The following is a 24,992-nucleotide window of genomic DNA, read 5'->3' on the forward strand; positions in this document are numbered from 1 at the left end:
GGACATTATTTTCTGTGATGCGGGTTACATAATTGTTAATAAAAATGAGTGAATTATGACCACTAAAATTGTGGTTATAACTAAAAATATTATTAACAATCAGTAGGATTTAGATATTTATATCTATAGCTACTTAAAGATATGTTTCAAAAGTTGCGTACTACTATTGGGCTAATAGCAGTACGCAAGGTGAGTTAGTTTCAACGTCTTAAGTTGATAGCGTCGGATGCCTAAAGAGAGTCATTATCCAGCGAGTAAATTATTATCATATATCATTTTTTGTAGGATCTCTGCTTCCGTTGCAAAGCTTGTGTCAGCGCCATAAAGCGCATCTTTGTTTACGTTTTCTAACGTTATCGCTTGGGTAACATCCTCGCCGTTATCTTTTATATGTAATGTCACAGAACCATCATTTTCAGTGATATCAATATAGTTATCAGCAGATATTCCATCTGTAACATTGTTTAAAATCGCGCGTAAATCGATATTGTCGCTATTAGCTGTGACATCGAAATCTACAATGGTATCTTGTGCCGGATCAGAGCTTGTTCCTTGATCTTCTGCTTTGAATACAAAGCGATCATTGCCGCCACCGCCCGTCATGTTATCGTTATTGGCAGTACCAATGATCACATCATCATTTGCAGTGCCGATAAGCGAATTATCATTTTTATCAGTGATGCTAACGTCGATGGTTTGCGTAATCCCCGTAGCCGTTTGTCCATCGATAGTTGAAATTGGCTCAATAGAAAGAGAGAAATCTTGCTCGCTATTGGCTGTCATCGTCAGATCGGCAATATCGTCAAATGCAACTTCCCAACCATCTCCTTTCACTTGACCTGCTGAGAATACGTAATCACTAGGGTAACCTGTGATAATTATACTGCCTTGCTCATTAGGCGCAGGATTAAACATTGATAGCTCAAGGTTTAGCGCAATCGTCGTTTCGGTTTTAGCTATAACGCTGTTGTACTCAAGATTAAGCTCTGGCGCATCGGGCATAGGCTCCAGAGTCAAACAGATATTCTTTTCAACAGGTTGACCATAATGCGTAGTTTCTGAGCCTAAGATAGTGTCGGTATCAATACTGCTGGCTTTGAGTGTGATATTAATGTCACCAAAAGCATCACCGCTAAATAGGGTTAATTGGTCTAAGGTACTGCTATTTACTATTGCAGTCGCAAGCCATATATCACCATTTTTAATGATACTTATCTCTTGATCACCGATTTGAATTTTATCTAAGCCTGCTAATTGAGTTTGGTCAGCCGCACTAAAGATCACTTCTAATAATAATGTTTCATTACTATTGGTTTCGGAACTCTCAATATCGACTGGAATCGTGAAGCTTTTACCTTCATCGCCCGATAGGCTCTCTGGCACACCAACAAATTGAATATCGTCACCAATAGGATTGACGCCAATAACAACCTCAGAGGTTGATGTTATTATTTCCGTTGTACCTATTTCGTTAGTGATCGCATCCAACTTCAATGTGATATCACCACTGAAATCTGTTGGTGGACGAATATAGATACTATCGGCTTGCGCAATATCAAAGCTCCATGATTTTCCGGTATTCGGTAATTGGATAAAGGTAGTGCCACCGTCGGGTGAATAGAACATCACTGCACCATCAGGAACACCGGATAGATTCAGTGAAATAGTTTCAGAGCCATCATCATCGTATAAGATGGCTCCTAGTCCAACGATATGAATGTAGCCATCTTCATCACCTTGTTCGGTGATGGTATCCGGCATGGTGGCGATATCAGTCACAGGCTCAACGTTAATAATTACAGAAGAGGTTTTGGTCTGAGTATCCGTTTGCGATGATGAATCAGATTGATCTGTGATGTTGGTTTCAACTTTGATAGTTAAATCGCCGCTGTAGTTATGAGGTGGCTTTAAAAGCAATTCGTCTAAGCGACTTGGATCCAGTACTTGCCAACTATCATCGGGATTCTGGGTCACTATCGCTGAATCGCCAATTAATTCACCACCAGGTTCTAAGGTGATTGTCATCCAGTTGGTGGTTTCTTTACCTGTCGCAGAAGTACCTTCACCCGTGATGGTTTGTCCGTTACTTACGCTATCACCTAACAGCACCGTTAAGTTAATTGCGGTTGCGGTATCTTCCAAAACACTCGTGATATTTGTTGTTGTAATGATGTCATCAACGACCGGAACAACGTCAATTTTGATGTGTTGTGTGGTGGTTGATTTTGTACCATTACAGGTCGATGTTTGAGTGATAGTGATCGGAATATCTAAAGATCCAGCCCAAGCTTCATTTAATCCAATGAATGTCATATTGGAAAGACCATTTTCTGTGATGGTGTAGCCAATAATTTCACCCGCATCGTTATATTCGGTAATGATACCAACACCTGTAATTTCAACATTGTCAGGTAAATCATTAACGTCAATAAAAAAGGAGAGGGCGATTTCTGGGTTATTATCAATATCGCCATTTAGTAGACCTGATAAATTAATATCTTCGCCTTCTTTAGCAATAATCACATCACCTTGAATTTTATCTGGCGCTTCGGTCGGAGGACATGAGCCTCCGCCTCCCGTTTTACCTGTGATCTGGATCTGAACAGGAGTTTTTAAAAAGCGAGAATCGTTGCCGTCAACCACACGGGCTTTAACCACAAGATCAATCACTTCTGTATTAAAGCTAGCGCTCACGGTTGCTCCAGCTAAGAGATCTTGCATCGCTTCTTTAATGCTATCGCTGGTGAGGCCTGTAGCTGGAATAATCCAATTACCGCTACCGTCAATATTGGCACCGTTAGGATGATCGATGATGAGGTTAATGCCAACAGGTACTTCGATCACGATGTAATCTAGGTACTCTGAGCCATCCAGATCTTCATCAATAAAGTGAACCGCATTGGTTAAATTAATAGGGCTACCATCGGTACTACTTAGTAGATCTGTTGTAGATTCTAAGCGTGTATCGGTTTCAACGACCCCAGCAACATCAACTTGGATAGTTGCATTGATGTTTTTACTTGCTGTTTGTCCGGAAGTTGATGTATCCGTTACTTCATAACTAATAGCGATATCAAAAATGCCACTGAGATCTTCATCAGCAAGAATTGTCACGCGACCACTGTTAATAAATTCAGTCCATGATTGGTTGCCTTTATAGTTAGCAAGATCGAGCCCATTAACAGGAATAACAACTTCTACATTATCAATAAATAGGGTTAACCCATCAGGTACATTAGTGATTTTATAACCTGTCAGCTTTTCACTGTTGTCGCTATCTTTGTTGATGGTCGGCTCAACTAAGAATGAGATATGTTGATCTTCAAAACCTGTGCTTTGCAATAAAGCACCATCTTGCTCATCAACAACGGGTAACACTTCAATATCTACCTTGTAGTTAAATTCACCACTCGCACCGTCAGGCTCGGTAGAAATTACATTAACATCAAATGTTAAGTTGCCACTTATGTCTTTAGGTGTGGATAAATAAGTCGATGTTAATTGATCGGATGTGATCCGATAGATCAACCCCGTTGAAGCGTCCTTACCGACAATTTCAAGGTTTAAAGGATTACCATTAATATCGATAAATTTCACACCATCAGGCAAGTTGGTGATTAAGATGGTTATCTCTTCTGATTTATCGTTATCACTGGTGGTAATTAAAAAATCGAGCGGTAGTGGCTGATCTTCATAAAAACCATTAATGCCTTTAATAGTGCCTTTAACCCCAGTGGTGTTATCTGTACTGCTGGCAATGTATTGCCAATGTCCATTGCCGCCGTCTGTAATATCTGGGCGGTCAATGGTGCCTTTTAAGTTAATAGAAATAGTCTTGGTCGCACTCTCTGAACTGGTAGGGTAGAGCCCGTTAATAGCGGCTTCAGTAGATATAGCAGTTACTTCAATCGTGAGTTTTTCAGTGTGTGAACTGATATCAGCTTTTGGATGAAGCTGTGCTTGACCATTTTCAATATACTCTGCACTCACAATATAGATGCCAGAACCGGCAGGCTCTTCTACCGCATCGCCACCTTTAATTGACCAACCATTTTGCACTTTAATTCGGTAACTTAGGCTTTCTGAACCATCGTTATCGGCTAATTTACCAATAATGGCCTTACTTAGATCAATAGGCTGATCTTCATGACCTTTAAGGTTTTTAACCGAGAGTTTTGGCTCATCAGCTTCAGGAATAATATTTACTGTGATAAGACGTTGCGATTCTTCTGTTTGATCGTTCGTTTTATCAATAAATTCATTAGCTTTTTCGGTAGTGATTGCAGTAATGGTAAAGGTAAATGTGCCTGCTGAGTGTTTATCAGAAAATATCTTCACATCATTGATTTGATTAGCAGAAATGATTTCACCGTCGCTAATTATGGTGTTACTCAGTTTGAGTGTAATGCCGTCTGGGATCCCTGAAATACGGTATTTAAGGGTTTCTGAACCATCGGTGTCTTGTAGATCTGCTGCAACATTTAGTTGAATGCCATTACTATCATCTTCAACTGCGGTGTATTCATAATCTTTAGCCTCGTCCCAAATCGCAGCGTCAGCATCAGGCAACACCTTGATAGTGAGATCTTTGGTGAGTGTTTTATCTTGGTTATTCGTTGATATCGTCGCTGTTATTTCAAGTACAACCATATCTTGTTGATTAACCGCAGTATCAGATGCAGGTTTATACGTCAGCTCACCGTTTGGCTTGAAGAAATCACCTTCACTAATAAAATCGCTAAGGGTAATTACGCCATTTGTTGCCGTTAGCAAATGGTAATCTAAATACAGCTGTCCACCCGCTAATGAGCTTTCACTGATTGTGATAGTGCTAAGCGATTCATTCTGGTCAATGTCGCCAAGGAATACTTGAATAGTGAGTGGGTTACTTATGCTGTCTTCAAGGATCTGCTCTGCATTAACCTCAATACGACCAGGATCATCTGAAAATGATAGTTTCTTGGTTCTTACCGCAGTGTCACCATCGCTGTCTTTAATGGTGTAGCTGAACTCATCACTGATCTCGCCACTACTTTCATCCGTTGCAATGGTGTTAATAACAACAGTACCATCAGCATTGACTGTAATGGTTCCATATTTAGTGTGTGGGTCGGTTTGAGTATTAATTAAATCAATTGGGTTACCGTCTGCTGGGTATTCTTTGCCACGATAGTTGATACTGACGACCTCACCACCATCAGCACCAGTAACGTCTCTAGATAATAGGCGTAGTGTCTTATCAACACCTTCAACAACAGCAAGCTCTTCATCACTACCAGCAGCAGGGATATCGTCAGTAACTGTTACTTCAAATGGTGTAGTGGCTGATTTATCACTGTCTCTGTCTGTGGCAATGGCGCCAAACTCTAAATTAAGCACGCCTTGACTTGATGATGACGGGCGATCGATTGCTTCGAAAAGATCAAATTGCACGGTACCATCTAGATTGACTTTAATACGGAAAATATTATTACCGTTTGCCGTTGCGTTATACCAACCGTTCGTATCTGCTGCGCTAAGTGTGATGTTTTCACCACCACTGGTATAGTTTTGACTATTGAACTGCGCAATATCTAGATGCACTGAAGCAAGCTCATCACTGCTTTGGTTAAAGCTGAGTGTTGGTGCTGAAGTGGTTGACGCATCAGCGGCTAAATTATCATCCAGTAAGTCATTTTCGTGAACGTTAAGGTTGCTGTTGGCGGTAATACTAGGCACTAAGCCATCTAAAATACTCACCGTTACATTTGATGTGCTCGAGCTGCCATCACTGTCTTTCGCTTCAACGGGCAGTAATAAATTAAGTTCGGTATCGTTACTATTGGTATGGTCGATAGACTCATTAAGCGTCACTGTGATTGTTGCATTTGCTGCACTACCCGATGGAACTGCACCAATATTTGATAAATGGACAGAAAAGATCACTGTGCCATCAGGTAATGATGCGTTATAGGTGTTACTGCCATCAAATTGCCAAGTTAATACTTGTCCTTGGTAGGTGATGTTATTGCCATCACTGCTTTTCACCGTACCCGATAAAACAAGATTTAAATCGACGATAGGATCTTGCCCTGCGGTTACTGTGATTGTGGCGTCTGCTTGGTTTGAACTACCTGCTGGTGAAGAAGCACTAATCGGCGTTTCTGATATTTCTATTGGCGTTGTATTAATAACAGGGGCACTACCATCAACAATGACAACATCGATAGCAGTTTGGTTAATATCTCCGTCGTTATCTTTAATAAAGACCGGAATAGAAATAATTAATTCATCATTTACGTTGGTTTGATCCAGTGCCTGATGCAGGGTAAAAACATAGTCAACGGTTGAGTTCGCTTCTGCATCTGGGCGAGAAGATAAGCTTATTTCAAAGACTTTACCTGAGCTTGTCCATGCTTCAATGGTTTGATTATCATCAGAGATCACATAAGAAATCGTCTCTCCACCACTGGTTAAACCAGTTGGTAGTTGGCTTAAATCAAAATACAGCGGACTTTGCTCTGTAGTGCCATTTAAACCATCACTGCCAATGGTGACGGTGATCGTGCCTGTTTGTTGCAATGATTGATTGGGTTGATTTGACGGATTGGATAGATCCGTTTCTTTAAACTCTAATTGCCCAGATGCGGCTAATACTGGATTCGCGCCATCTTCGATAACCCAATCAAATTTCCCTGTTGGGGTAGCGGTACCATCACTGTCAATTGCATCAATAAACAGAGATAGGGTGATAGCATCAGCTAAACCTTGTTGATTGAGAGGAAAGTGTTGTACAAGGGTGACAGTACCCGTCGCGTTATCGCCTGAAGCGGTTGCCGATAAACTCAAGGTAAAAATAGTGTCGCTACCCGCTTTAGCGGTGATTGTTTTACCATCGGAGCTGACGGTGTAACTAAGCGGTGATGTTGAAATACCTGAATATAAATTTAGAGCTTCAAGCGCCGTTATTGTCTGGGGATTGAATGTTAGGCCACTTGGATCAGGATTATCTGATCCAGCCTGTACAGTAAACTCACCCTTGTAGGTAGCGCTTCCTGTGGTAATTACACTTTCAACCGCCTGTGTATTTCCATCGAGTATGACATTGGCAAGACCATCTTTGATTGAAACCGTAAGGCTTGCATTTTTCTCGTATTGATCTTTATCTGAAGCAACGTAATCAATAACAAGGTTTATATCACCTTGGCTATGACTAAGATTGCGATTGGCGGTAAATGTCCATTCGCCATCACTATTTATGGTGAACTTTCCTTCAGGAAGCTCAAAGGTAACCGATGTGTTATTCAGTGCCTTTGTCTCTCCATTAATGGTGATACTTTTAACGAAAAGAGAAGCATCCACATCATTGGTTAGTACATTACCTGTAACAATATCGCCTTCAATAACTTCACTTGTATCATCGACAACCTCAGGTGCGGCATCTTGAATATTGATCTCGATTGGCACGATGACAATTTCACTTGTACCATCATTATCCGTTTGAATACCGTTAATGAAGATCAATGTTTCAGTATTAGGGTTGCTTGGGGAGTGATCAATTGCAGCACTTAATGTTGTTTTTACTGTTTGAGTGCTAGGGTCAATAACTGCAGTGAGTACTGTTGTGGTGGCTGTTTGTACAGTTAGCGTTAAACCATCAGCAGAAATAGTAACGGTAACGTCTTTACCATTAGAAGTTAACTGCTCTAAAGCGCACTGCGCTGCGTTAAAAGTAAATTCGGCGAACTCAATATTAATCGTTGAGCTTGATTCAATTGAAGATTCCGTTTCTAGCTCTTTTTCAGAGAAAGTCATATCGCTTGAGCTCGCGAATGTGGGCATATCGTCACTAGCAGTATTACCTGCAGCGTCTGTAACTGTGGCGATCATCTGCCAGGTTTGCTGTGGATCTAATTGAGACAATTCAATGTATTCTATACGCCAATTACCTGAGCTATCTACTGATGTTGTCAGAGATATAGTATCTACTCCGTCACTAAAGGTAACTGTTATCTTATCGCCAGCTTGGGTACCCGTTGTTGAACCTTGTAGGTAAGGTACTTGACCATTTTTTAATGCCGAAACATTTAAGCCACCTGGTTGGTAACTGTCTGTATCAATATCAATGGTGAGTACTGATGTATCTTTGATGATGGTATTGCTTGTTTCTTTGGTGTTGCCCGCAATATCAATAACTTCAGCAGTAACGGTTAACTCGCCCTCAGCAAGCGCAGATAAATCAATATCATCAATTTGCCATGAGCCATTGATAACTGAAGTGGTAAGGGTGATAGTTTTACCATTGTTATCTGTTACTTTTACTGTGACTGGTTGATTATCTTCAACAAAATCAACATCACCAAACAGGGTGGTTTTAGCGTCGATTTCGGATTTATTTAAAAAGCTATCACCATTAGCTTCAAAGTTCGCTGTAATTTCAGCAAGGGTATCTTTGGTAATGGTATCAGTGGCCGATGTTGTATTGCCTGCAATATCGTTAGCTGTGGTCGTAACGGTGAGTTGACCTTCAGCGAGCGTTGTTAGATCCGCGTCATTCACAGTCCATTGACCGTTATTTACCGTGGTAGTGTAAATTTTCTCAGCACCGCTGCTATCTGCGATGGTAATAGTTACGGTTTGCCCGTCTGCTATATTTTCAACAGTGCCAAATAAATCGGTTATGGGCGTTTCAACGATGTTGAGATATTCATCGCCTTTACCATCAAAGCGGGTTGTAATATTTGCCATAGTATCTTTGATGATAGTGTTGGTAGCAGAAGCTGGGTTGCCAGCAATATCGCTAGTTTCAGCCAGAACGGTAAGCTCACCTTCTGCCAAGTCGGTTAAGTTGGCATTGTTAACTGCCCATTTACCTGCGTTGATAGTACTTTCAAAGGTTTTCTCTAAGCCTTGGCTGTCAGTGACGGTAATAGTTACAGTTTGTCCATCTTCAATATTCGTGATACTGCCAAACAGCTGAGTTCTTGATGCTTCGGCTTGATTGAGAAAGCGATCACTGTTGCCTTCAAAATTCGCCGTAATGGTGGCTAATGTATCTTTTATAATAGTACTGGTGGCTGAAGCAGGATTACCAGCAATATCGACGGTTTCTGCTAGAACAGTGAGTTCACCTTCAGCAAGAGAAGAAAGATCAGCATCATTAATTTGCCAAGCAGCACCATCATTGATGGTTTCAAAACGTAGTGTTTTACCTTGGCTGTCGGTGATAGTGATTGATATTGGCTGATCACTTTCAACAAAATTTATCTCACCTAATAAATCACTATTTGTAATTTCAGATAGGTTTAAGTAAGTATCACTTTTGCCGTCAATTTTTGCGTTTATTTCAGCAAATGTATCTTTGATTGTTGTGTCTTTGGCATCGACAATATTGCCGTAGAAGTCAGTGACAGAGGCATGAATAGAAAGCTCACCTTCAGCAAGCTCACTTAAGTCTTGATTTATTATCACCCATTTTTGATTTTGTACTATCGCTGAGGCTGTGAATACTTTGCCATTAATATCCGTCACATTGACGATAACAATTCTACCGTCTTCAATATCAATAGCGTTACCTAATAGCGTTGCTGCTGGTGTTTCAAATCGACTTTTATAACCGTCGTTACCATCAATAATCGAAGCTGTTAATGCTGCTGAAGCACGTAGAGAGGGTATAGCATCAGCGATAGATGTATTTAGGGTATTTTCTGTGGTTGTTGTTGATCGGGTACTAAATCCAGCACTTGGGAGAGTTTCAGCTAAGGTTGCCTTTATCTGGGCAATAAAAGAAGCGCTATTACTGGATATGGGGTCTTGGTCAACATTGGCATCAAGAAAAAACTGAGTACGATATGTAGAGCTCTCGATAACAGGGGCGTCATCTTGGTTGGCTTTTGTTTTTAGAATGTCATTGATGTTGGCTCTTTCTTCAATGAATGGAATCGACTGGTCTATAACTTCTGAAGCTGGTATCTGAACCCATTCACCTTTATCTGTAATTTTCCAGATAATGCCTTCAACAACAATGTACATGATTGGCTTCATCCTTGGCCCTTTTCTTTATTCTTATTCTAGAGTTAGCAGTAAGAGACTGTTTTGTATCTCAAATATTCTATTGATATAAGTGTTTATAGTAATTTTAAAAACATTTCAAAAACATAATTTTTACAAAACAATTTTATCAATAGCTTTTTTCTGTGATGTTGCCTACATAATTACCTAGTTAATGAGTGAATAATCATCATTTAATCATTCATTTTTAACAAAAATAATTAGAAGATAATGAAAAGGGAGGATAAGGCGTGTAGTGGGAATAGGCGTACTGCTATCTATAAATAACAGTACGCGAAATGATTAAGCTTTGTTGCTGGTGGCTGGATGATATTGCTGACCTTTCATTGTCACTTCTAGCTGAGGTGAAGCTATATCAATATGATGTTTCATGAACTTATTCTTAATTCGACAGTGAAGATCATGGGTTAAACTTAAACGATGCCCCGTTTCTGCTGCATAAGCACGTAATTCAAATTGCTGGCAATTAGCGGTTAATCCTAAGAAAAACACTTCCGGAGCAGGGTTATCGAGTACCAGTTCACATTCCTCAGCAGCTTCAAATAATAATTGTGTTACTAGCTCTGGATCGGCTTTAAATTTCACATTGATTGATAATTTTACTCGCGTGATAGCATCGGACAGTGACCAGTTAATAAATTGTTCAGTAACGAATGCTTTATTAGGTACTATGACTTCTTTTCTATCCCAATCGACAATGGTGGTTGCGCGGGTTTTTATTTTCGCGACAACACCAGTGAGATCGCGAATCGTCACTGTGTCACCAATACGGATCGGTTTTTCAAACAAGATAATTAAGCCAGAAATAAAGTTGGCGAAGATCTCCTGCATACCAAAACCAATACCAACACCAAGGGCGGCAACAAGCCACTGCATTTTGCTCCAATCAAAACCAATTAAAGCAGAGCCAACAATAATTCCAATAAATATCGCTAAGTAGCGGGTAACAGAAGTAATCGCATAACCTGTACCCGGGCTTAAATTTAAGTGTTGTAGAATTAACAGCTCCATCGCACCGGGTAAATCTCGCGCTAAAATAGCGGTTAAACCAAAGGCTAAAATAGCCAGCAATACACTTTGTAGCGTAATGGTATTGAGTTCTTCAATGCCATTAATGGTATTGGTGACATCCCATAGCGTGACACCTTCCAATAAGGAGGTGGCTTGATAAAGATCTGAAAATAACCAACTTAGAATAAACAGATAAATTAGAGAGAGTAGTGAGCGTAATAAACGCAAAGACTGCGCACTGATCTTATCTAAATCAACTTTTGGCTCTTCAATTTCAATAGCGAGATCATTCGTTAGATGGTGCTCGTCTTTATCTTCCTGCATTTCAGCTTGGCGTTGGGCAATGATTTCTTGGCGCTTCGCTTTAGCACGTTCAAAAGCAAGACGACGCTTTTGAATTAACATCAAACGTTTGATCAGGTAGTAAACGAGCAGGGTAATGACACCAATAACCGCACCTTGTTGAATGCGTAACATAATGGTTTGTGATGTTGCCAAGTAACCATTAAGTGCTGCGTAGTTGAGCACTTGTGGTGTGATGATAAGTACCCACCAAAAGATATGATGACCAATATGGGCTTTACCTTCAGGTAGTTCACCATAAGTCATAGGCATCTTGAGCTTCCACAAACGCCAATGGAAAAAACTGATCGCAATATTAGAGATAATAAACGCCAAGCGTCCGAGTGTTGCTGTGGTGTCCAACTCACTATTTAGCATAGTAAATTGCTGCAAAATAAGAGCAGGAACAAAGACAATCATCAGGCGACGATAGTCATACAGCGCACTTTTAATGATGCTTTCAGACCAGCCAAAATGGCTCATGAACAGTCCGTTTTCTCGGCATAGTTCACGGATAAAGAAGTATACAATCAGTGCATAAGGCAGCGTTAGAGCATGACCTAAATGGAACACAAAAGGCAGTTGCCAAGCCAGACTTAACGTATGCCCGGTAATAAAGATCACCAGTGGGATAGGCCAAGCCAGAAGAAACGCAATAGCCACATTGGTATAGCTATAACGAAACTTATCTTCAGTAACGCGGTTAATGCGCTTACTGGTTCTTTCTAAATATGCCAGCCAACGTTTTTTTGCTAAGTATAAGAAACCGAGTAAACAACAAATAGCAAAACCGCTGCCAAATAGTGCATAAGGGCTTACAAAAGAAGGAATTTTAACAATGTTTATCCATTGAATTGGTGAGAAAAACCACTTAATTTTTTCTCCCATTTGTTTAAGCAGATCAAGGCTCAATGGATTGGTGTTTGGTGCCCAAAACAGTAACTTTGCCGAATCATTTTTGATCCGTGTCAGCATGTTATTTAAACGATCGTAAATAACTTTCAGCTTAGCTTGTTGATAAATTAGCGTTTCTGACGCTTTGTTAATATCACTGTAAAGAGTAAGGTTATCTTGTATCAGTGCATGTAGCTGTTCAACTTGTTCATCCGTTAAATTCTCTGTACTGATTTTATTTTTATTATTTTTAAGCAGATCAGATTGTTGCTGGTAGTCATAAAGGCGGATTTGGTTACGTGCAACATCACGATTGAGCATATCAATCGGTGGATTAGGGGGTAAATCTTTTAAACGGTTACGCAAGTTTTCACTAATGATAGGGCTAATTTTTAGCCAATCTGCCATTACTTTTAGTGCATCTGCTGTCTGTGTTGTTTCTGAAATTTGATCATTGGTGGTACTGATAGTTTGCTGCGTTTGCTCAATATTGGCTGTCAGTGTTGTTAACTCAGACGATAAACGCTTATTTAAGGTGAGCTGTTGCTGAATAACTTCAGGTTGATTTTGGATGTCTGCTTGCAGATCTTGGTTTTGCTCATTATTTTCAGAAATGTTTGAGCGCAAAACACGGTTAAGTCGGTTTTGTAAGTTATTACGATAGGCTTGGTGTGACTCAATTAATAGGTTTTCATACTGTAGGTGTAACTTTGTAAGGGCACGACGATTTCCTGCGCTGAGTTGCTCTGCCTCCAGCATAAACAGCTTACTTATCGTATATTGCTCAGCGATTTGTAACAGCATAATCGCTTCAGTGTCATTAACAAGCCTAGCTTGTGTTAACTCATTGGTGATCGTCTTTTTCTTTGTACGTATTTGATTGGATTGATAAGAAAAATCATCAATACCATGTTCAATCTCAATCAAAATATTACGGTAAGACTGGCGAGAGATTTCGAGTTGCACCAACTTGGTATCTTGCTCTGCGATTTCAAGTGTTAACTGATCGTGATCCCAATCATTAAACTCGGGAAATTCAGTCGCACTAAAGTTATCAATCTTCTGTTTTATGGCTGCTTGCTGCTCAGGAAAAGTGCTCATTAACTTTTCATAGCGGCGCGTCGATTGATTAAAATGCGAGGTCTTCTCTAATTGCGTTTGTGCTGTTTGATAAGCTTCAAGCTTCTTTATCGTCTCAGGTGTTTTCTGCTGACTTTCTAATTGCTTAATTTGGTTTGCAATGATTTGCTCAGATGAAGAAACTTCTTCTGCATAAAGAGGTGAGCAGAAGAGAACAAGGAACAGACACAAGAGTGAGAACAGTCGCATAAAAAACCTGTGATTGAGTGCTATGAAGACGTAAAGCAGATCATGTAAACATTCTGTTATAGTAATTGAAATTGAAGAAAAACAATAGATTGGTATGAGAATAGAGCTAATTGATCTATAAGTCGGCGAATGAATAAGAGAATAGGAAAATACCTTGACCGATATCGCATAAGTGATTACATTAGCCGCCGTTGAAACGCACTGCGGTTCAGCAACAACGTGGTGAGGTGTCCGAGTGGCTGAAGGAGCACGCCTGGAAAGTGTGTATACGGCAACGTATCGAGGGTTCGAATCCCTCCCTCACCGCCATCTCTTATTTAATAAGAGAACACAATTTAGGAGAGATGGCTGAGTGGTTGAAAGCATAGGTCTTGAAAACCGGCATACGTTAATAGCGTATCTAGGGTTCAAATCCCTATCTCTCCGCCATATTAAAGAATGCTGCTGAGTTGAATTCTCAGCAGCCTTTTTACTTTGGGTCATTTATATAGTTAAAGCAGGGTTCAAATCCTCTAATACCCAGAACTGCTCCGCCATATATAGAAAAAGCCGCTGATGAAAGTCAGCGGCTTTTTTGCATTTGATATAAATGGTGACTTATAAACGCGAATTTAACCAATTGGCTGTTATTTCTAATAGTTCTTTACTTTGATGTGCCTTTGGGTTAAAGACATTAAAGATATGATCACCATCTTTCATGGTAACAGCTGTGGCGTCTTTACTGCCTGATGCGGTGATCAGCGTATTCGCATTTTCCCAAGGTAAAACGGTATCGTTAGTACCTGAAATCGCTAATAAGGATCCTGTAAATTGCTTCATCAATGTTAGTGATTGCTGGGCTTTTAATTGCTCAAATCATGTTAGGTTCACTTTAAATGGTGAACGCCAATCATATTTAATTAATGCGTAGCCGTTTTGTTTTGCCTCGTCATAGTATTGTTCAAAAAAGGTTTTCATTGGCGCAATGCCATTACCAACAGCAGGAGACCAAACAGCGAGTGATTTAATGTTAGGCTCTTCGATAACCAATAATTGTGAAATTAATGCACCTTGACTAAAGCCGATAACTCCAATGCGATTTTTATCGATTTGTGGATTATCTTGAAGATAGTTAAAAGCGGTTTTGCTATCGAGAACAGCAGAAGATAAAGAGTATTCTAGATCTGATGTTTTACTGTCGCCACTGCCTGCAAAATCGAAACGAATAGAGGCAATCCCCATCGCTTCTAATTTTTCACTGAGAGATTTGTATAAATTACCCACTTCATCTTTTTGTGATCCTGTGCCGTGGAGCATGATCACCGCAGGTATTTGCTTATCTATTTTCTTATCAGGTACAGAAAAGATGGCTGGAATATCATAGCTGCCGTTATTTAGAGATATTTGCTGAGAGTCGGCAAAGGTCATATTAGAAAAGCTTAATAGTAATGAAGGGATGATGATTTTTTTAAACATGATAGAGATTAAAAATGAATAATATATTGGTAATTTTAAATTAATTTAGTTTATCTGTCTGAATTTAAAGTTAAAAATTAGATGTCTATTGCAAATCATGAGTCGTAAAAAGCACAAAGGTCTAGCACTATCACTAGACCTTTATTGTGTCGAACTCAGTGTTAGGGCTATCCCATAAACTTCGTCATAAAGTTGCTGATGTTTGAAAGGCTAGCTGCAGCCATTACCACCACAATTAATACACCTGTAACGGTTAGGTATATCGGGTGTTTGTAATCTCCCACGATATCTTTGCGGCGAGTTGCTGCCAGTACCATAGCTAATACCACTGGCAGAATAATACTGTTGATAAGACTGACTAACATCAGCAGTAGAATAGGCATGTTCATGGTCACGGTGCCAAGACTGGTGATGATGATAAAGCCCACACACCATGCTTTTTCATTGCGCGCAACCACAGGGAATAGGGTCTTAATTAGCGAGATTGCCATGTAAGAGTTACCAACCACCGAAGTAATTGAAGCGACGAACAGCACTAAACCAAAGATAAAGTAACCTACTTCGCCAGCACCTTGACGGAAAGCATCTGCGGCAGGGTTGGAGGTATCTAATACCGCACCTGTTGCAATTACACCAAATACCGCTAAGAACAGCAGAATACGAATTACTACTGCGATTGAAATGCCTGCCCATGCCGCTTTTTTGATGGATGCTACGTTGTCTTTACCTTGTAAACCTACATCAACTAAACGCTGCGCACCTGTGTAGTAACCACCTACAGCACCACCAACGATGGTTAATGTTGGCAGTAATAGGTTACTCATATCGGCTGGCAATACGGCTGCTTGTAGTGTTTCACCCATTGGCGGTAGGCTGGTCATGGCGACATAAGCAATCAGCACAATCATAAACAAGCCAAGGTAGCGCGCCATTTGATCCATACGTTTTGAAGCGTTATGAACGACAAACAGTAAGCAGCCTACAACGCCAGTAAACAGTGCGCCCCATGTGGTATCAACACCTGTTAAAACATTAATGCCTAACGCAGCTCCACTGACGTTACCGAAGTTAAATGCTACAGCACCAAGTGCCAGCAGAATACCCACAACATAGCCCATTCCTGGTGCCACACGGTTAGCAATGTCTTGGATTCGCAGGCCAGATACACCGACAATGCGCCATAAGTTCATCACAATACCAAAGGTGATGAACATCGAAGCGAAGACAGGAAATGCCATGTCGATTTTGTAGATGTTAGTAAAAACGGCGGTTTGAGTCAGAAAGCCGGGACCAACAGAAGTGGTGGACATTAAGAATGCTACGCTCAAAATCGCTTTGTTTTGCCAAGAAGTGTTTTGAGTGGCAGCGGGTGCTGCAGAAGTCATCGTTGTCATGTTGGTCTCTAAAATGTTGTCTCTCTCTTTATAGAAAAAAAGAAAGACAACTGACCAAGATCAGCTGACTAAAAGAAAAGAATAAAAAACGTAAAAACAGGCAGTTACGAGATGTAATCGTTTGCTTGACGGCGGATTCTAGAGACATAGAGCAAGACTGTCAACGAAAAAATAGAATAAAAATTGTTTTTGTCTGTTTGGGTAAGATTTATTTTTGAAAGGAATTTTTCGTGATGGTTTTATGCCGTGTGGTTTGGTTTTGTCAGCAATTAGAGAGCTGAAAAGAGAAAGTCGCTGAATGAAGATCAGCGACTTTGCGTGGAAAGCGTTACGATTTTAGCGCTAATACTGTACCGAAGGTAACGAGTCCAGCACCACATAATTGGTTTAGGAGTTTCTTCATATTCAATAAGCGTGTTTGCAGTGCTTTTGAGGTAAATAGAATCGCAACAAGGCTAAACCATAAAAAGTGCATCGCAATCATATAAGCGCCATATAGCAAGGCAACATGGTTATCGCTTGCATTTGTCGACACTACTTGGCTAAACACACTTAAGAAAAACAACATGGTTTTAGGGTTTAAGGCGTTACAAAGAAAGCCTTGTGCCAGAAAGTGTTTGCCACTTTTGCTTGGTGCAGTGTCGCCTTGTAGATCGGTTTTGTTGTCAGAAAAAAAGATCCCTTTAACGCCTAAATAAATTAAGTAGGCAGCACCTGCATAGCGAATGGCATTAAAGAGCATTTCATTTTGTGAGATAAGGTAACTGATCCCCAATAATGAATAAGTAATGTGTATGGTGATTGCAAGGCTAATACCAATTGCTGTCCAGATCCCTGCTGAACGCCCGTGGTTAAGGCTGTTTTTTAACACTAATACGAAGTCAGCACCCGGGCTGATTACAATCAATAATCCTAAAATCGCTAAGCTGATCAGTTCCATTTATCCCCCAAACAAGTCTGTAATGACGTTATTGTATGCGTGCGATGGCTATGTTTTAATCGAAAAGAAGTGGAATAACATGTGAGAAAAATTCACAGATGAGATATCTTAAAGCATTTCATGTATTCGATGTGTCAGCGTCATGTTCAAGTTTTAGTGAAGCAGCACTGCAATTGAATATTACGCATGGCGCGGTGAGCAAACAGATCAAAACCTTAGAAACCTATTTAGGGGTTGAGCTCTTTTATAAGAAAGGGCGCAATGTTTATTTAACGACACAAGGGGAAAAGTTAAAGGTAGCGACTCGGCAGGCATTTAGCGAATTAGAAACTAGCGTTCATGAATTACGTCAATCTCAGACTCAAGCGTTGGAAGTCTCTTGTGAACCTACATTAACCATGCGTTGGTTAATGCCTCGGTTAGCGGATTTCTATGAAAGATCAGGAATTGATGTGCGGCTATCAACTGCGGGTGGGGCAATTGAATTAGGGGCTAATGGGTTATCTTTGGCTATTCGTCGTGATGATTTTGAGTGTCTTCGTGATTACCATAAAACACCGTTAGTGGCGGAATGGGTTGGGCCTGTGTTTTCACCTGAGTATTGGGAGAAAGTAAAACATGATCTGCGTGAAATAACGCTAATTCATAGCGCCACTAGACCGACAGCATGGCAGAGTTGGCAAGACAAAAGCCATCATTGCCTTGATATAAAAGGGAAGCATCAACAAACATTTGGTCACTTTTATTTTTGTATTCAAGCGGCGATTGATGGTTTAGGCGCGGCGATGGGCTCATATCCTTTTGTGATGGATGATATAAAGCGTGGTGTGCTTGTTGCCCCATTTGGTTTTGTCCCATCAGGTTGTGATTATATGTTGATGAGTACAAAAACAGAGTTAGAAGGCGCTGAAGCATTATTTTCAACATGGCTTGCTGAGCATTTATCGCAAGCAATTCCGACTCGTGATGAGCAAGAAAAGTGACTGTATTTGAAACAAGAAAGCCGCTTGAATACAGCGGCTTTTGTTGTTGTAAGTTAGCTATTGCCGTTAAGCTTCACGGGCAATTAAGTTTGGTTCTTGGGTATTTCCTTGATAGGTATTAATTGCGATAACACGTTTAGTCATACGAGGATGGCTAGAGGTGATTTCTTGGAGAAAACCAAAGACTGCAGGCACGCTTAGCTCTTGTTGTACAAAGCTATCGTTATTGGTAGCAGCTAATAGCTCTTTACTGCCTGAAGCTAATGCAATCAGCGCGTTCAGGCTGGCTTGTTTATTGTTCACGATTTCTGCTGCAATGCGGTCACAGGTTAGTTCACAAGCACGGCTATAAGCTGAACCTAAGAAAGGAACGAACATCGCAGGTTTCATGAGTAGGTTGATCCAAAAGTTTACGTGACCTGCGGCGTGGTGTGCGAGTTCATGGGCAATCACAAAACGTAGTTGGTCTTGTTTTTTCTCTTCCCATAATAAATCAACTAAATCACTAAATAGCAGGGTGTATTTACGAGATAAAAACTTCACGGCTAAAGCGTTAGTTAAACCTTGCGCGTTAACAATAAACATTTCTGGTTTGTTTTTAATACTTAGCGCAGTGGCAATTTCGTTAGCCATGGTATTTAAGCTGGTATATTGATTATTATTTACGTGAACCGCATTACCAAAAATACTGGCTTGGAAAAATTTACTAGATAGCCATAAAAAGAATGCTATTGGGATAAGAAAAACAAGAATGCTAAATAAAGTACCGAGCAATAATGCTGCCCAAATTAATCCACCAATAATAATGCATAACATTCTATAAAGGTTTTCTTTAGGGTGACGCAACGCTGAAACATTCATTAAGCAATTCCTTATACGTTAATTTAGATCCAAATAAAGTGGCAAAATAATGCGTCAGATTTGAATGTTGGTGCAATTAAGTAAGTATAAAAATGCGATGTTAGTAATAAAAATGTATAATTATTGTGAAATTAAAATAATTATCTGTAGATTCACTCTGTTAGATATTTCTATGGGGAATGAAATACTTATAAACCGCTATCATTAATCAATGTTTTTTTAATTGAGCTTACTCACGTTTTTTAAATTTTTTTCTTGCTGATTTTTATTATTGTTTACGCATTGAAATAATATATTTTATTTAAAAGACAATAAGAAATGAATATTGAGAACAACGTCAAAGTTAAAATTTAAGTTCATTATGACGCTCACTTTTTTGTTTTAGATCAAATAAAACTAGTAACTAAGTCGGTAAAACAATCTTAAAAGGTATTTGATTATTCCTTTTTGTAATTAACGAAAGCATTTTAACAAGAGTGTTTTGGTAATTAGTTTTCTTGATATTAAGGTGAGTATTATGAGTAGTGCATTTTATATTCCTACAGTTAACTTCATGGGTGCTGGCTGTCTTACCCAAGCTGCAGATGCGATTAAATCTCACTGTTTTAAAAAAGCATTAATTGTTACCGATAAAGTATTGAACCAAATTGGTGTTGTCACTCAAGTGGCAGTATTGCTCACTGAGCGTGATATTGACTCTGTGGTTTACGATGGCACTCAACCAAACCCAACCATTAAAAATGTTGATGAAGGTTTAGCGTTATTAAAAGAAAACCAATGTGATTTTGTAATTTCATTAGGCGGTGGTTCGCCACATGACTGCGCAAAAGGTATTGCGCTATTAGCTGCGAATGGTGGTCAAATTGGTGACTACGAGGGTGTTGATCGCTCTGCAAAAGCACAGCTACCTGTGGTTGCTATTAACACTACAGCGGGTACTGCATCTGAAATGACCCGTTTCTGTATCATTACTGATGAAGAGCGTCATATTAAAATGGCGATCGTGGATAAGAACACCACGCCATTAATGTCAGTCAATGATCCACAATTAATGTTGGCAAAACCAGCATCACTAACCGCTGCAACAGGTATGGATGCATTAACTCATGCTATCGAAGCGTATGTTTCAACAGCCGCAACGCCAATTACTGATGCTGTGGCAATTAAAGCGATTGAGTTAATTCAACAAAACCTACGTACCGCAGTGAAAGAAGGTCAAAACCTTAATGCACGTGAGCAAATGGCGTATGCGCAGTTTATGGCAGGTATGGCATTTAACAACGCATCACTTGGTTATGTACATGCGATGGCGCACCAGTTAGGCGGTTACTACAATCTTCCTCATGGTGTATGTAATGCGGTATTACTTCCGCATGTTCAGCGTTATAACGCACAAGTATCAGCTGAGCGTTTACGTGATGTTGCTAAGGCAATGGGTGTTGATGTTGAAGGTATGACAGCAGAGCAGGGTGCAGACTCAGCACTTGAAGCAATTGTGGCGTTATCTAAAGATGTAGGTATTCCATCAGGTTTAAAAGAGCTTGGTGCGAAGGAAGAGGATATTGCATTGTTAGCTGATAATGCGCTGAAAGATACTTGTGGTTTCACTAACCCTAAACAAGCAACGCATGAAGAAATCTCACAGATCTTTATGGCTGCAATGTAATAACTAAAGTCATGGGATAGTAAAAAGGCAATCAGATGATTGCCTTTTTTATTACTCGTTGTTTATTGCTTGTTTAATTAAGCATGATTTACAACAGAGGACTAAACATATAGAAGGAGCGTTCAACGAGTTTGTTCTTCATCGAACGTTTACTCCATTGTTCTTTATTTACTTCATCAGAGTCTGCAATGTAGCTTTGCTGTAGTTGGCTTAGCTCTTGGGTAAAGACAATATTATCGACAGCCATGGTGACTTCAAAGTTGAGCCATAAGCTGCGCATATCCAAATTCACCGTACCAATTAAGCAGTGGCTTTCATCAATCACAACAGATTTGGTGTGTAATAGACCACCATGAAAACGATGAATATGTACGCCTGATTCTAATAAATCACTAAAGAACGAACGGCTTGCCCATTCCACCATCACAGAGTCATTTTTACGTGGGATCACAACATGTACTTCAACACCACGTTCTGCGGCACCTTTCATCGCATGTAATAAATGCTCACTTGGAACAAAGTAAGGTGTGGTGATCACTACAGAGCGTTGAGCTTGGTAAATACTCAACAGTAATACTTGATGAATAATATCATCGGGCATACCTGGGCCTGATGGAATCACTTGTACCGTATCTTTATGCGCTGTATCGAAAGAGCATGACGGTAAAGGTGGTAAGAAGCGCTTACCCGTTTCTACTTCCCAATCCCATGCTTGAATACAATTTAATACCGATACGGTAGGGCCAGAAATTCGCACCATCACATCAACCCATTGCCCAACACCAGCATTGATTTTAAAGAATGCAGGATCGACCAAGTTCATTGAACCTGTGTAAGCAATGTGATCATCAATCACGACAATTTTACGATGTAGGCGCAGATCAAGACGACGGAAGAACATACGAAATGGTGAAACTGCTAAGGCTTCAACCAATTCAATACCTGCGCCACGCATCAGTTTAGGCCAATGCGATTGGAAGAAACGCATACTGCCAGCAGAATCTAATAATAAACGTATTTTTACCCCACGTTTACTGGCTTGAATAAGTGCAATACCCACTTCATCCGCCAGACCGCCAGGATTCCAAATATAAAATTCAAGATGGATAGAGTGTTGTGCTTGGTTAATATCAGCGACCAGTGAGCGTAAAATTTCTTGCGGTGATGATTGCAGCGATAGGTCGTTGCCAATTAATCCTGGAATGCCTAAGCGATTTTCACATAAATCACTGATTGGTTTGGCAACAAGGCTCATTTGTTGTGGTTGATGCCCCGGACAATCATTGAGTTGCTTAAACCAGTTACCAAAAGGCAAGAACATTTCACGAGCACGTTCAGCACGTTTTTTGCCAAGGTTTAATTCACCAAATAATAGGTATGCGATGACCCCACCGATAGGTACGATGTAAATGATCATCATCCAAGCGAGTGAAACACCCACAACTCGACGTTTAAAAACGACACGGACTGTGACTGCTGCAATCAGCAGCCAATAAGCGAAGACGCCAATCCACGTTAAGACTTGATAAAATTGTTCCATCAAAAGACTTCGTTGTTAAAAAAATACGTTATCGACATATAGTGCATTGAAATATCAGAAAATCCTAGTATGCAGTTTATCTATTAACTCAAAATGCGTGAAAAATCAGTTTTTATATGTTTTAAATCATGCATTTTTTGTACCTGTCATGTTTTCGCTAGGTGAAATACGATAGGGATAATATCCACTATAAGACCTTCGATATGTGCGTTTATTTTTAGCACGACTTTTTCTTTTTTGCTGAGCTAGTTATACTCGCCCGCTCATTTTCAGTAGGAAATTCCATGTTTACTCTTGTTTACCAGCATCCTGATTTTCTTGTGATCAATAAACATCCCGGGATCAGTGTCCATAAAGATGATAATGATCAGCCGTTACTTGTCGCTGTTGCTGAACAAACAGGGGATGAAAAACTGTATTTGATCCATCGTCTCGACAAGATGACATCAGGATTATTGCTATTAGGGCGTAATAAAGAAGCGGCGTCGATTCTGTCTTCTAATTTTGCTGAACGTGTCGTCGAAAAGTTTTATGTTGCGATTGGCACTAAAAAGCCGAAGAAAAAACAAGGTGTGGTGATTGGTGATATGTCACGTTCACGCCGTAGTAGCTGGAAGTTAGAAAGCACTAAAGAGAACCCTGCTGTAACGCAATTTTTCTCTGCTGCGGCAGGAGAGGGGCGTCGCGTCTTTTTATGTAAGCCACATACAGGAAAAACCCATCAGATCCGTGTTGCTTTGCGCAGTGTCGGTTCAGGCATTACTGGCGATGATATTTATGGCACAGAAGCGGCTGATCGTGGTTATTTACATGCTTATGCCTTGTCATTTCCTTATAAAGGTGAAACGCAACGTTTTATTTGCCCGCCAACTGAAGGCGAATTATGGCAAGTGGCAGAAACGCAACAAGCATTAACTGAGTGGCAGCAGCCTTGGCAATTAGCTTGGCCAGTATTACCGCATAAAAAGTAATATACCCAAGTAACTTCAAGATGCAGTGTTCAGCGAGATGACCTTAGTTCTCAGGCGCGGCAACGATTAGCAGATATAGTGGTTCTACATTAAGAATCTATATACGTTATTTTGGTGATTTTCCGCAGTTAACTTTGCTAGAATCAGGAAACTGCGGAAATCACGAGCGATTAATCTGCGTATTTACCTGAACACTATCACTCTGAGTAGGGTTAACGTATAATGACCGCCTAGGATTAACCTAGCACAGAGAAAAACCATGCGTATTGCCCGTACACGAAACCGTAGAAAGCAAATCAACAACAAACGACAGCAACGTCATTGTCGTTATCGGGCTCAGCAGTTCTTCCACTCCATAGATACTTCCCATTATTCTCCTTATTCCCCAGCGCATCCTGCCGCTAATGCTTCTCCTTTTCTTGTATCACCTGTTCTTATTTACTGTAATTACCCAGCGTTCATTCCTTCTTTTATTAATAGTGAAACGTCCTCGACACCAATGCCATGCGCTATGTTACTCGCCGCATGAATAATACTCAGTGCAGAAACTGGCATTCTTGTTGTCAGTGGTTAAAATAGCGCTCTTAATTCACTATATAGTTTGAAGTTATGGAAATAAGTGCATTACCCACTTTAGAAGCGCATCTAGTCGCTGCATTGTCTACACCACCAACAGAAGTGCGTCGACTATTTCATGGTCGTGGACGCTGCTGGCAAGGACTAGAGCAGATCACTGTTGATTGGTTGCAAGGTCAAGTACTTGTTTCTTTATTTAAAGAGCCTTCTCCTGAGTTCTTAGCTGAACTTACTATTTTGCTGAATAAACTGACTGAAACAGCAGAATGGCAAAACAGTGGTGCAACATCGTTATTGCTTCAGCATCGTGACCGTCTTGGCTCACCAATGGACGTGATTTGGGGTGAAACTTCTGAATATCAAGATGTGATTGAAAGTGGCTTAGTGTACAAGTTGGATCTTGGACGTAAGCAAAATAATGGCTTATTCCTTGATATGCGCTTTGGTCGTGATTGGGTTCGTGAGCAAGCTGAAGGTAAGCGTGTACTTAACTTATTTGCCTACACATGTGGTTTTTCTGTCGCGGCAATTGCTGGTGGTGCAGAGCATGTGGTGAACCTTGATATGGCGAAAGCGGCATTAAACCGTGGTCGTGATAATCATCATTTAAATAAGCATGATTTAAAGAAAGTGAGTTTCTTAGGCCATGAGCTATTTAAATCATGGGGCAAAGTGCGTAAATACGGCCCGTATGATCTGATCATTATCGACCCGCCATCATTCCAAAAAGGCAGCTTTGCGTTAACGAAAGATTATCAAAAAATCTTACGTCGTCTGCCTGAGTTATTAACGGAAAACGGTACAGTATTAGCTTGTGTCAATGATCCTAGCATCACTTCTGACTTCTTAATTGAAGGAATGGCAGCAGAAGCACCAGAGCTAGTATTTGAAAAGCGTTTAGAGAATCCACCTGAGTTTAAAGATATTGAACCTGAGGGTGGTTTAAAAGCTTTGGTATTCCAACGCAAATAATTGCAAAT

At 40.2% G+C, this 24,992-nt stretch carries 13 protein-coding genes and 2 tRNA genes; 7 read left to right on the forward strand and 8 right to left on the reverse strand.

Annotation, left to right across the window (positions count from 1 at the left end):
* Window positions 1-243: 243 nt before the first annotated feature.
* Both Q7674_RS12365 and mscM read right to left on the reverse strand, forming a co-directional pair.
* Window positions 244-10,023, reverse strand: a complete 9,780-nt coding sequence (locus Q7674_RS12365) for a T1SS-143 repeat domain-containing protein (RefSeq protein ID WP_305423879.1) — start codon at window positions 10,021-10,023, stop codon at window positions 244-246.
* Between the two features lie 309 nt (window positions 10,024-10,332).
* Window positions 10,333-13,626, reverse strand: coding sequence for a miniconductance mechanosensitive channel MscM (gene mscM / locus Q7674_RS12370; RefSeq protein WP_305423880.1), 3,294 nt, complete (start codon window positions 13,624-13,626; stop codon window positions 10,333-10,335).
* A gap of 221 nt (window positions 13,627-13,847) precedes the next feature.
* Between mscM and Q7674_RS12375 the strand changes: the two genes are divergently transcribed.
* Together Q7674_RS12375 and Q7674_RS12380 are read left to right on the forward strand one after the other, a co-directional pair.
* A tRNA-Ser gene (locus Q7674_RS12375) sits at window positions 13,848-13,935 on the forward strand.
* A 29-nt stretch (window positions 13,936-13,964) separates the two neighbouring features.
* Window positions 13,965-14,055, forward strand: a tRNA-Ser gene (locus tag Q7674_RS12380).
* 168 nt (window positions 14,056-14,223) lie between these two features.
* Here the strand turns inward: Q7674_RS12380 and Q7674_RS12385 are convergent.
* The 4 genes from Q7674_RS12385 to Q7674_RS12400 all read right to left on the reverse strand — a co-directional run bounded on the left by Q7674_RS12385 (window position 14,224) and on the right by Q7674_RS12400 (window position 17,415).
* A complete protein-coding gene (locus Q7674_RS12385; protein WP_045063927.1) occupies window positions 14,224-14,445 on the reverse strand; it encodes an alpha/beta hydrolase family protein in 222 nt (73 codons plus the stop codon).
* 36 nt (window positions 14,446-14,481) lie between these two features.
* The gene (locus tag Q7674_RS12390; protein ID WP_045063925.1) at window positions 14,482-15,033 is read right to left on the reverse strand and encodes an alpha/beta hydrolase; all 552 of its coding nucleotides are present in this window, start codon (window positions 15,031-15,033) and stop codon (window positions 14,482-14,484) included.
* Window positions 15,034-15,248: 215 nt separating this feature from the next.
* A complete protein-coding gene (locus tag Q7674_RS12395) occupies window positions 15,249-16,475 on the reverse strand; it encodes an NRAMP family divalent metal transporter (protein WP_305423882.1) in 1,227 nt (408 codons plus the stop codon).
* Between the two features lie 328 nt (window positions 16,476-16,803).
* Complete coding sequence (locus Q7674_RS12400; RefSeq protein WP_023932880.1) at window positions 16,804-17,415, reverse strand: LysE family translocator; 612 nt, start codon at window positions 17,413-17,415, stop codon at window positions 16,804-16,806.
* 98 nt (window positions 17,416-17,513) lie between these two features.
* Between Q7674_RS12400 and Q7674_RS12405 the strand changes: the two genes are divergently transcribed.
* Window positions 17,514-18,398 carry a LysR family transcriptional regulator gene (locus tag Q7674_RS12405; protein ID WP_045063922.1) on the forward strand — a complete coding sequence of 295 codons (885 nt, stop codon included), beginning with the start codon at window positions 17,514-17,516 and terminating at the stop codon, window positions 18,396-18,398.
* 66 nt (window positions 18,399-18,464) lie between these two features.
* Here the strand turns inward: Q7674_RS12405 and Q7674_RS12410 are convergent, their stop codons facing one another.
* Entirely contained in the window at window positions 18,465-19,259 is a 795-nt protein-coding gene (locus tag Q7674_RS12410) for a M48 family metallopeptidase (RefSeq protein ID WP_023932878.1), read from the reverse strand.
* Window positions 19,260-19,776: 517 nt separating this feature from the next.
* On the opposite strand from Q7674_RS12410, the gene yiaY reads away from it, so the two are divergent.
* On the forward strand, window positions 19,777-20,925 hold the full coding sequence (gene yiaY / locus Q7674_RS12415; protein WP_045063921.1) for an L-threonine dehydrogenase: 1,149 nt from the start codon (window positions 19,777-19,779) through the stop codon (window positions 20,923-20,925).
* Between the two features lie 88 nt (window positions 20,926-21,013).
* Here the strand turns inward: yiaY and cls are convergent, their stop codons facing one another.
* Window positions 21,014-22,465, reverse strand: coding sequence for a cardiolipin synthase (gene cls / locus Q7674_RS12420; protein ID WP_045063919.1), 1,452 nt, complete (start codon window positions 22,463-22,465; stop codon window positions 21,014-21,016).
* Window positions 22,466-22,749: 284 nt separating this feature from the next.
* On the opposite strand from cls, the gene Q7674_RS12425 reads away from it, so the two are divergent.
* The 3 genes from Q7674_RS12425 (at window position 22,750) to Q7674_RS12435 (ending at window position 24,984) form a co-directional block, all read left to right on the forward strand.
* The gene (locus Q7674_RS12425; RefSeq protein WP_107229572.1) at window positions 22,750-23,436 is read left to right on the forward strand and encodes a TIGR01621 family pseudouridine synthase; all 687 of its coding nucleotides are present in this window, start codon (window positions 22,750-22,752) and stop codon (window positions 23,434-23,436) included.
* A gap of 259 nt (window positions 23,437-23,695) precedes the next feature.
* The gene (locus Q7674_RS12430; protein ID WP_080892207.1) at window positions 23,696-23,965 is read left to right on the forward strand and encodes a hypothetical protein; all 270 of its coding nucleotides are present in this window, start codon (window positions 23,696-23,698) and stop codon (window positions 23,963-23,965) included.
* Between the two features lie 80 nt (window positions 23,966-24,045).
* Complete coding sequence (locus Q7674_RS12435; RefSeq protein WP_008986654.1) at window positions 24,046-24,984, forward strand: class I SAM-dependent methyltransferase; 939 nt, start codon at window positions 24,046-24,048, stop codon at window positions 24,982-24,984.
* The last annotated feature ends 8 nt before the right edge of the window (window positions 24,985-24,992 follow it).

The organism is Photobacterium leiognathi (assembly GCF_030685535.1).
In the GTDB taxonomy this organism is placed as follows: domain Bacteria; phylum Pseudomonadota; class Gammaproteobacteria; order Enterobacterales; family Vibrionaceae; genus Photobacterium; species Photobacterium leiognathi.

Bases quoted from the DNA above. Each gene is read 5' to 3' on its own strand.
- Q7674_RS12365 (WP_305423879.1), bottom strand. From the start codon at position 10,023: ATGAAGCCAATCATGTACATTGTTGTTGAAGGCATTATCTGGAAAATT.
- mscM (WP_305423880.1), bottom strand. From the start codon at position 13,626: ATGCGACTGTTCTCACTCTTGTGTCTGTTCCTTGTTCTCTTCTGCTCA.
- Q7674_RS12385 (WP_045063927.1), bottom strand. From the start codon at position 14,445: ATGAAGCAATTTACAGGATCCTTATTAGCGATTTCAGGTACTAACGAT.
- Q7674_RS12390 (WP_045063925.1), bottom strand. From the start codon at position 15,033: ATGACCTTTGCCGACTCTCAGCAAATATCTCTAAATAACGGCAGCTAT.
- Q7674_RS12395 (WP_305423882.1), bottom strand. From the start codon at position 16,475: ATGACAACGATGACTTCTGCAGCACCCGCTGCCACTCAAAACACTTCT.
- Q7674_RS12400 (WP_023932880.1), bottom strand. From the start codon at position 17,415: ATGGAACTGATCAGCTTAGCGATTTTAGGATTATTGATTGTAATCAGC.
- Q7674_RS12405 (WP_045063922.1), top strand. From the start codon at position 17,514: ATGAGATATCTTAAAGCATTTCATGTATTCGATGTGTCAGCGTCATGT.
- Q7674_RS12410 (WP_023932878.1), bottom strand. From the start codon at position 19,259: ATGAATGTTTCAGCGTTGCGTCACCCTAAAGAAAACCTTTATAGAATG.
- yiaY (WP_045063921.1), top strand. From the start codon at position 19,777: ATGAGTAGTGCATTTTATATTCCTACAGTTAACTTCATGGGTGCTGGC.
- cls (WP_045063919.1), bottom strand. From the start codon at position 22,465: ATGGAACAATTTTATCAAGTCTTAACGTGGATTGGCGTCTTCGCTTAT.
- Q7674_RS12425 (WP_107229572.1), top strand. From the start codon at position 22,750: ATGTTTACTCTTGTTTACCAGCATCCTGATTTTCTTGTGATCAATAAA.
- Q7674_RS12430 (WP_080892207.1), top strand. From the start codon at position 23,696: ATGCGTATTGCCCGTACACGAAACCGTAGAAAGCAAATCAACAACAAA.
- Q7674_RS12435 (WP_008986654.1), top strand. From the start codon at position 24,046: ATGGAAATAAGTGCATTACCCACTTTAGAAGCGCATCTAGTCGCTGCA.